A 9,229-nucleotide genomic window follows, 5' to 3' on the forward strand; every position below is an offset into this window, starting at 1 on the left:
TATAGAATAGCAACAAAAGATATGATTACAAGTTATTCGAAAAAGGCTTATCCATGGGATAATGCCTGCATAGAATCCTTCCATGCTCTTATTAAAAGAGAGTGGATAAATCGTTATAAAATTTTAGATTACAAACATGCATATAAGCTTATTTTTGAGTATATAGAAACTTTTTACAATACAGTAAGAATACATAGTCACTGTGGATATTTATCTCCAAATGAATATGAAGATAAATATTACTCAGAAAATATAAAAAATGCATGTTAACTATGAAAAATGTAATAATATAATTTATCCGAATTTAATTTGTACTTTTTCTTGACATAGTACCATTCAGTTATTAGAAAATAATGAAGACAAATTTATAAAACACCAAGTAGCTCTTATTGCAGATATAAGAGATCTTGTTAAAAAGGAGGAAAGTGTTTTATATCCAACAAGTATTGCATTTATAAGTGATGAAGAATTTGAATATATGAAGTCTGGAGATAGAGAAATTGGCTTTGCATATATTAAAGATAATTTAAAGGAAGCACCAAAAAATGTATCATCATCTTTAAATAATAATAAAGGTTTTGCAGGAGAATTACAGCATCTTTTAGAAAAGTATGGATATTCAACTGGAAGCAAGGAATTAGATGTAGCTACAGGTAAGCTTACATTAGAACAAATAAATTTAATTTTTAAAAACATGCCAGTTGATTTAAGCTATGTTGATGAAAATGAAATAGTAAAATTCTATACAGATACTAAACATAGAATTTTCCCAAGAAGTAAAAATGTTATAGGTCGTGATGTGAAGAACTGTCACTCTAGAAAGTCTGTACATATAGTAGAGGAAATTGTAGAGAAGTTTAGAAGTGGAGAAGAAGACTTGGCAGAATTTTGGATTAATAAGCCAGAATTATTTATTCACATAACTTATATTGCAATTAGAGATTATGAAGGAAAATTTAGAGGAATCTTAGAAATGATGCAGGATTGCACTCATATTAGAAGTTTAACTGGAAGCCAGACACTATTAACATGGTGAAAAAATAATATGGGAATAGAGGAGATAGAAGAAGAGGAAGAAGAAGTAGAAGAAACTTCTGAAAATACTGAAGGAAATCATAAAGAGGACTTAGTTCTTACAAAAGAAACAAAAATTAGCGATTTATTTAGTCGTTATCCACAATTAAAAAATAGAATGGAAGAAATTAATCCTGGATTTAAGACATTAAAAATACCCCTTGGAAAAGTAATGATTAAAAAAGCAACAATAGGTCATGCATCTGATAGAACAGGTATGCCATTAGATGAACTTATAGAACATATTAATAAGTTAATTAATGAAATAAAAGGTAAGTAAAAAATATATATTAGTCTATAGATAAAAGAGTTAAATGCATAAGTATTTAGCTCTTTTATTATTTAAAATTGAATACTATTGGCATATTAAAGTAATACAATTTAAAAGTCCTTTCACTTAAAGATCGCTTACTATAAGGATAATAAAGGTGCTTTTTCATCTAAAAAGCGTGACATTCCACACTTTTTTTGCTGTAAAAAATAATAAAATGAGTAAAAATGTAAAATTATTATTGAAAAAGTTTTCAGGTGCTTGTATAATAATTACAGTAATATAAAAAAATACAAGAAATAATTTTTTTACAGTAAAATGATAACGTGTGTAAAAGCAGATATATAGTTAAATTAATGTTGTAAATAACAATGAGTTAAGTTGTAGTTAATCAATTATGCTGGGGTATATATTTAATTAATAAGATCCATATTGATATTTCTGCACACGTTAACAGAGTAGCAGTCATACTAAGGAGGTTAATTTATGAGAAAAAAAATATTACGATTAGGGCTACTTTTAGCTATGGTATTTATGTCTACAAGTATTTTTAGCCAGTGTGGAAATTCAAGTGGTGATGGAAAGAGAATAATTAGAATTGCTCATGCACAAAATGAAAACCACCCTGAACATGAAGCACTTTTAAAGTTAAAGGATTATGTTGAAGAGAAAACAGATGGAAAATATGACATTCAAATTTATCCAAATGAATTATTAGGTGCTCAAAGTCAAACAGTTGAATTAACTCAAACAGGTGCAGTTGATATGGCAATTGTTGGGCTTGGAGTGTTAGAAGCATTTAATGATGCATATACAGTTTTCAACTTACCTTACATAATGGATAGTGTTAATCACTATCATGCAGTTATGAATGATAAGGAAATTGTAGATCCAGTATTCCAAGCAACAAAGGAAAGTGGATTTATTGGACTTACATGGTTTGATGCTGGTGTTAGAAATGTTTATACAATAGACAAGCCTATAATGACTCCAGATGATTTAAAAGGATTAAAAATCAGAGTTCAAACAAGTCCAACTAATGTTAAAATGCTTGAAGCATTAGGAGCATCAGCAACTCCAATGTCCTTTGGTGAAGTTTATACAGGTCTTCAACAAGGTGTTATTGATGGAGCAGAAAATAATGAATTAGCTCTTGTTAACAATAAACATGGAGAAGTTGCTAAATGTTATTCATATAATATGCATGCAATGCTTCCAGATATTTTAGTTATGAGTACAAGCTTAATTGATGATTTAGATGAAGAAGATAAACAAGTATTCTTTGATGCAGCAGAGTATGCAACTTCATGGGAATTAGATGAATGGGAAAAATGTGCTGATGAAGCTAAAGCAAAAGCAGAAGAAATGGGAGTTAAGTTCTACTATCCAGATATAAAACCATTCCAAGAAAAGATGGAAGATTTGCATAAAGAATATACTAAGAAACCAGAAATGAAGAAAGTATATGATCAAATAAGAGAAAAAGGCGATAAGCTAGCAGATAAAGAACAAGGAGGAAATACTAATGGAGAAAATTAGAGAAGTATTAGATAAGGTTCTTGGATACATATGTTGCGTATTATTAGTATTTATGACACTGGCAGCTACATGGCAGGTTATATCAAGATATGTATTAAATAATCCAAGTACAGTTACTGAAGAATTAACATTAATTTCTTTTATATGGACTGCTTTATTTGCAGCAGCTTATGTATTTGGAAAAATGGATCATATGAAAATGTCTTTTGTATTAGATAAGATGAATAGAAGGAATAATCTACGTTTAAAAATAGTTTCAGAAATTATAATAGCTATATTTGCTATATTTATATTAATTTTTGGAGGAGCAAAGATGTGCTCATTATGTATGGGTGAAGCATCTTCTTCATTAGAAATTCCTATGGGATATATATACTTAGCTCTTCCTATATCAGGAGTTTTAACTGTAATTTATAACATACTTAATATACATGATATGACAGTTGAACTAAAGAAGGAGGTAGAGTAGTATGGCACTTATGACAGGGGGAGTTTTATTAGTTGTCTTTGTTGCATTATTAATATTAGGAGCACCTATATGTGTTGCTATTGGAATTTCATCAGTTGCTGGAGCACTTGTAGTTTTACCATGGGATAATTCAGTTTTTACAGCAGCACAAAGAATTTTTACAGGAATTAATTCCTTTCCATTACTTGCTATTCCATTTTTCGTTTTAGCAGGGAACATTATGAACTCAGGAGGAATTGCTGCAAGACTTGTTAATGTTGCAAAGCTTGTTGCAGGAAGACTTCCAGGAGCTTTAGCTCATACAAATGTTGTTGGTAATATGTTATTTGGTTCTATTAGTGGTTCAGGGGTTGCAGCTTGTGCAGCTATTGGTGGTACAATGCTTCCTATTGAAGAAAAGGAAGGATATGATAAAAACTTTGGAGCAGCAGTTAATATTGCATCTGCACCAACAGGATTATTAATTCCTCCAAGTAATTCACTTATTGTATATTCATTAGTAAGTGGAGGAACTTCAGTTGCAGCTTTATTTATGGCAGGATATATTCCAGGTATTGCATGGGGCTTAGGTGTTATGGTAGTTGCCTTCTTTATAGCTAGAAAGCATAACTATAGAAGTAAGGGTGAAAGAATATCTATTAAAGAAGCTCTTAAGGTATTATGGGATGCTGTTCCAAGTCTTTCTTTAATAGTAATCATCTTAGGTGGTATTCTAAGTGGTATCTTTACAGCAACAGAAGCAGCAGCCATTGCAGTTGTATATGCCTTTATTTTAGCCTTTGTATTCTATAGAACAATAAAGCTTAAAGATATAAAGAATATTTTATTAAACACAGTAAATATGACTGGTATAATAATTTTCTTAATAGGTGTATCTTCTATTATGTCATGGGTTTTAGCTTTTACTAATATACCAAGCATGATAACAAAATTCATCTTAGGTTTATCAAGCAATAAGGTTATAATATTACTTGCAATGAATGTTATGCTTTTAATAGTTGGTACATTTATGGATCTTACTCCAGCAGTACTTATATTTACACCAATCCTTTTACCAATAGCTCAAAACTTTGGAATGTCAACTATACAATTTGGTATAATGCTTGTATTTAACCTTTGTATAGGTAATATTACTCCACCAGTTGGTAATACCTTATTTGTTGGATGTAAAGTTGGTAATGTTAAGCTTGAAGAAGTTATAAAACATTTACTTCCATTCTATGTGGCAATTATAATTGTACTTCTTTTGGTAACATTTATTCCAGATATGAGTATGTTAATACCAAGATTATGTGGACTTAAATAATAAGGATAATAATCTCTTAAAATAAACTAAAACTCCTTTTTAGGTGACTTCTAAAAAGGAGTTTTTTTTCTATAAAAGAAAGGGCAAACTAAAAAAACAGAAAAGTCAATGATTATAGTATTATACGATATATAAGGAGCCATAACGTTAAAGATAAAGGAAACATTTCCACTGAGTAGCTTATACATTAAAAAAGCATAGCATCAGCCACTTTGTTCCCTTTACTAAATATGGATGTTAGGATATAATGTGATAGAAATTTAATATAAAAATGAGTTTTAGGACGGTACATATAATGAAAGAAACAACGCTTATAGTTAAAAATGAGTATGTAAATAAGTATAAAAATAAATATCCATTAGTTACAAGAGAAGCTTTAGAAAATCCAGAGGCCCTTAAAAATGAAGGAGACATAATAGTTCTTCAGGATAAAAAGAATCAATTTTTAGGAAGAGGTTATTATGGTAATCAAAACAAAGGATGTGGATGGATTTTAAGCAATAGTAAAAAGAGTAATTTTGATTATAAGTTTTTTTATGAAAAGCTTTGGAATGCTTTTTCAAAGAGAATGAAATTCTATCATTCAAAAACAACTAATGCTTTTAGAGTATTTAATGGTGAAGGTGATGGAATAGGTGGTTTAACAATAGACTATTTCGATGAATACTATTTAATAACTTGGTATAGTAGAGGTGCTTATAGATTTAAGGAACATATAATAAAAGCCATTAAAGCTTTAGTATCCTTTGAAGGTATATATGAAAAGAAAAGATTTGAGCAAAACGGAATGGTTACAGATGAAGATAGCTTCTACTGTGGAAGAAAGGCACCAGAACCTTTAATAGTAAAAGAAAACAATGTTAACTTTGCTATCTACTTAAATGATGGGGCTATGGTTGGAGTATTCTTAGATCAAAAGAATGTTAGAAAAGCTATTAAAGACAGATATTCTAAGGGGAAAACTGTTTTAAATACTTTCTCTTATACTGGAGCTTTTTCAATGGCAGCAGCTAGAGGAGGAGCTATTACTACAAGTGTTGACTTAGCATCTAGAAGTTTAGAAAAAACTAGAGAGAACTTTGAAATTAATAAAATAGACTACAATAAACATGAAATAGTTGTTCAAGATATTTTCTTATATTTTAAAGAAGCAATTAAGGAAAACAAAAAGTTTGATGTAGTAATATTAGATCCACCAAGTTTTGCTACTTCTAAAGATCATAGATTTAGTGCAGCTCATGATTATAAGGATTTAGTAAAGGATGCTATTGATGTTACAGAAGATGAAGGAGTAATTGTATGCTCTACAAACTGTGCTACATTTAATATGGATAAATTTAAAAAGTTTATTGATGCAGCTTTTGAAGAAAAGGGATTTGGATATTCTATTTTAGAAGAGTATACTCTTCCAGAAGATTTTGCAGTTACAGATAAATTTAAAGAAGGAGACTACTTAAAGGTTGTTTTTGTAAGAAAACATTAAAATAATAATTAATTAAATTCTTAAGGCTATATAACTTTTAATCAAAATGAACAGTAGGTTAAAATTATATAGCCTTATATTTTTAATCATAAATTATATATTAATATAGAAGCTTGGTCTCTTGATAATTCTATTTCGCCTTCTGAATCGTTAATTAAAGCGAACTGTTCTCCCTCTTCACTAACATTAATTAAGGCATAACCGCTAAAAAGACCAGGCATCACTAAAGAAGACTGTGAATTAATTATTTCATCTTTTGTTAAATTTTTTAAAGAAACTCTAACTTCTGATTCACTATTTGAACCTTCTATATATGATTGCCAATAGCAGTTATAAAGCCCCTTTTTGCAAATTGTTATAATTGAACATTCTTTATCATAAGAAATATTTAAAGAGGCATCTTCAGTAATTTTATTAAAATGTATTGCTTCTTTAGACTTTAATAATTGTGTACATGGACATTTATGTTGAAGATACAAAGCAGGACATGTACTTTCATTATTTTTAATACTGTATTTTACAAATAGCTTAATAGAATACATAATTTTATATTTAGGTAAAATCATTAATAAATCAGGGTCACAGCATTCAATGGTTATTCCGTTATTAGGAAGATTATTATAAAGATAGTCACATATAAGTTCTGTAACATCAATTGTTAAGTACTTTGTTGAAGAATTACAGTTTCTTATAGGAGTTTTACTAAATAAACTAGTACTAGGTTTTGTATTCCATGTTACAGAGTTTTCACAGAAGCTTTCAGTATTATTAAGTATGGAAATATTCTTTTCATATTTTGTTTTGCTTTGTTTAAGTATTTCTATAGGAACTATAAGTTCTGCAGTATGAAGTAATATAGAAGCATTTTTAATAATATCAATATCAAAGTTTAGAAGAGACAAACATTTTATGTTAGAGTTATCTGAAATACAGTTACTTATAGATAAGTAATCCAGAGAAGAAAAGTTTTTTTCTTTTTCTACATTACTAATAAAGGTGGAATTTTTAGGTTCTATTAAAATTGAATTCATATAATATACTCCTAAATTACAATATTATAAAAGTAAAAACAGTAGTTGTTATATTTATTAATATATTATTGAAAGAGTTATTTTGTTAAAGTAATCAAATATATTACTAGCAGGAGAAGTAGGTTATATTTGATTTAAAAAGAAAAAGATTGAAAATGTTAACATAAAATATGGACAAAATGGAATGATTTTGATAAAATGAATTTGTAGGTACAAATTATTTAAATGTCTATAAATTTATTGTATATGAGGAGGATGGGAATGTATTTTAAAGAGAATAAAGGTTTTCCAGATGACTTTCTTTGGGGAAGTGCTTCAGCTGCATATCAGGTAGAAGGTGCTGCTGAGGAAGATGGAAAAGGAAGAAGTATATGGGACAACTTTGTTAGAATACCCGGAAAAACTTTCAAAGCAACAACAGGGGATATTGCAGTAGATCATTACCATAGATATAAAGAAGATATAGCTTTAATGGCTGAACTTGGTTTAAAAACTTATAGATTTTCAATATCATGGCCTAGAATTTATCCAGAAGGAAGAGGACAGGTTAATGAAAAAGGCTTACAGTTTTATGATAACGTTATAGATGAGTGCTTAAAATATGGTATTGAACCAATGGTAACTATTTATCACTGGGATTTACCACAAGCACTTCAAGATGAATATGGCGGATGGGAAAGTAGAAGAATAATCGATGATTACGAAAAATATGCAAAAACATTATTCAAGCGTTATGGAAATAGAGTTAAGTATTGGATAACATTAAATGAACAAAATGTTTATACTCAACATGGCTGGATAATGGCTACACACCCACCAGGAAAGAAAAATGACTTAAAGATGTTCTATCAAGTAAACCATCATGCATTTTTAGCTCATGCTAAAACAGTAATTGCCTTTAAGAAAATGGTTCCAGAAGGAAAAATAGGTGCAAGTTATGCATTTACACCTAGCTATGCTATAGACTGTAATCCAGTTAATAATATGGCTAAGGCTGACTATGATGATTTACAAACATATTGGTGGATGGATGTATATGCTTATGGTAGATATCCAAGAGCAGCATTTAGATATCTTGAATCACAAGAGGTTGCTCCAACAATGGAAGCAGGCGATGAAGAGTTATTAAAAAATGGTGCAAAGGTTGACTTTATGGGAGTTAACTACTATCAATCAGCAGTTGTAGAATACAATCCAATTGATGGAGTTGGAATGGCTGAAATGAATACTACTGGTAAGAAGGGTACAAGCCAAGTATCAGGAAAACCAGGAATATATAAGAACCCACCAAATCCATACTTAAAAACAACTGACTGGGATTGGACAATAGATCCAATGGGTATAAGAATGTGCTGTAGAATCATTACAAGTAGATATGACTTACCAATAGTAATATCAGAAAATGGATTAGGTGCCTTTGATAAGAAGACAGAAGATAATAAGATTCATGATGATTACAGAATAGCATATTTAAAAGCTCATATTGAAGAATTAAAAGAAGCAGTTAATGAAGGATGTAGAGTTTTAGCTTATTGTACATGGTCTATAACAGATCTTTTAAGCTGGCTTAATGGATACCAAAAACGTTATGGCTTTATCTATGTAGATAGAGAGGAAGAAGAAGGAGCATCTATGGATAGATATAAAAAAGATAGTTTTTATTGGTATCAAAATGTTATAAAGACAAACGGAAAAGAGTTATAGAAATTTTTAAATAAAGCCACATGAAAATAAACTTTTATACTAGTTATATATAGAAAAATGGGGATTCAATGTTAATGATTAATCATAATATGAATCCTCATTTTATTTATATCAGTATTGTTCTAAACCTGATAAGTTTAATATTTATGGCTTTCAATTTTGTTTATTTTTTTAAGGTTTGAATGAATGTGCCTTTGCTTTGCTAGTTTCTTTGTGGAAACAAATGTCTATGTTTTTGTTTATAGCTATTTAATTTATACCGTTGCCAAAACCTTATAAAACTTTATAAAGCTTGTTTAATTCCTTATTCAACCTGTCTGATTTTGTAATGAATAAATTCATATACTACTCT

General features: G+C 29.3%; 9 protein-coding genes. 8 read left to right on the forward strand and 1 reads right to left on the reverse strand.

Features of this window, described 5'->3' with window-relative positions; genetic code table 11:
• From BM384_RS12670 to BM384_RS12695, 7 genes are all read left to right on the forward strand, one after another.
• The coding region (locus BM384_RS12670) for an integrase core domain-containing protein (protein ID WP_139232076.1) at positions 1–270 on the forward strand (270 nt) is incomplete at its 5' end.
• Positions 271–478: 208 nt separating this feature from the next.
• Positions 479–1,036: a PAS domain-containing protein gene (locus tag BM384_RS18270; RefSeq protein ID WP_242946029.1), complete on the forward strand. Its 558-nt coding sequence runs from the start codon at positions 479–481 to the stop codon at positions 1,034–1,036.
• Between the two features lie 9 nt (positions 1,037–1,045).
• Entirely contained in the window at positions 1,046–1,354 is a 309-nt protein-coding gene (locus BM384_RS18275; protein ID WP_242946030.1) for a DUF1858 domain-containing protein, read from the forward strand.
• Between the two features lie 477 nt (positions 1,355–1,831).
• Positions 1,832–2,884, forward strand: a complete 1,053-nt coding sequence (locus BM384_RS12680; protein WP_090014128.1) for a TRAP transporter substrate-binding protein — start codon at positions 1,832–1,834, stop codon at positions 2,882–2,884.
• Positions 2,871–3,353 carry a TRAP transporter small permease gene (locus BM384_RS12685; protein ID WP_090014130.1) on the forward strand — a complete coding sequence of 161 codons (483 nt, stop codon included), beginning with the start codon at positions 2,871–2,873 and terminating at the stop codon, positions 3,351–3,353. Before BM384_RS12680 ends, BM384_RS12685 begins: the two co-directional genes overlap by 14 nt.
• Position 3,354: 1 nt before the next feature.
• The gene (locus tag BM384_RS12690; protein ID WP_090014132.1) at positions 3,355–4,659 is read left to right on the forward strand and encodes a TRAP transporter large permease; all 1,305 of its coding nucleotides are present in this window, start codon (positions 3,355–3,357) and stop codon (positions 4,657–4,659) included.
• Positions 4,660–4,954: 295 nt separating this feature from the next.
• Positions 4,955–6,142 (forward strand): class I SAM-dependent rRNA methyltransferase, encoded by a 1,188-nt coding sequence (locus BM384_RS12695; RefSeq protein ID WP_090014134.1) that lies wholly within the window; start codon positions 4,955–4,957, stop codon positions 6,140–6,142.
• An 86-nt stretch (positions 6,143–6,228) separates the two neighbouring features.
• Here BM384_RS12695 and BM384_RS12700 read toward each other — a convergent pair whose 3' ends face one another.
• Positions 6,229–7,173: a DNRLRE domain-containing protein gene (locus tag BM384_RS12700; RefSeq protein WP_090014136.1), complete on the reverse strand. Its 945-nt coding sequence runs from the start codon at positions 7,171–7,173 to the stop codon at positions 6,229–6,231.
• Positions 7,174–7,434: 261 nt separating this feature from the next.
• On the opposite strand from BM384_RS12700, the gene BM384_RS12705 reads away from it, so the two are divergent.
• A complete protein-coding gene (locus BM384_RS12705; protein ID WP_090014138.1) occupies positions 7,435–8,877 on the forward strand; it encodes a glycoside hydrolase family 1 protein in 1,443 nt (480 codons plus the stop codon).
• Positions 8,878–9,229 lie beyond the last annotated feature (352 nt).

Origin of the sequence: Clostridium sp. DSM 8431 (genome assembly GCF_900116755.1) — a bacterium.
Classification (GTDB): Bacteria; Bacillota; Clostridia; order Clostridiales; family Clostridiaceae; genus Clostridium.

Excerpts from the sequence above, each read along its gene's own strand:
- BM384_RS18270 (WP_242946029.1), top strand. The coding sequence starts at position 479 with ATGAAGTCTGGAGATAGAGAAATTGGCTTTGCATATATTAAAGATAAT.
- BM384_RS18275 (WP_242946030.1), top strand. The coding sequence starts at position 1,046 with ATGGGAATAGAGGAGATAGAAGAAGAGGAAGAAGAAGTAGAAGAAACT.
- BM384_RS12680 (WP_090014128.1), top strand. The coding sequence starts at position 1,832 with ATGAGAAAAAAAATATTACGATTAGGGCTACTTTTAGCTATGGTATTT.
- BM384_RS12685 (WP_090014130.1), top strand. The coding sequence starts at position 2,871 with ATGGAGAAAATTAGAGAAGTATTAGATAAGGTTCTTGGATACATATGT.
- BM384_RS12690 (WP_090014132.1), top strand. The coding sequence starts at position 3,355 with ATGGCACTTATGACAGGGGGAGTTTTATTAGTTGTCTTTGTTGCATTA.
- BM384_RS12695 (WP_090014134.1), top strand. The coding sequence starts at position 4,955 with ATGAAAGAAACAACGCTTATAGTTAAAAATGAGTATGTAAATAAGTAT.
- BM384_RS12700 (WP_090014136.1), bottom strand. The coding sequence starts at position 7,173 with ATGAATTCAATTTTAATAGAACCTAAAAATTCCACCTTTATTAGTAAT.
- BM384_RS12705 (WP_090014138.1), top strand. The coding sequence starts at position 7,435 with ATGTATTTTAAAGAGAATAAAGGTTTTCCAGATGACTTTCTTTGGGGA.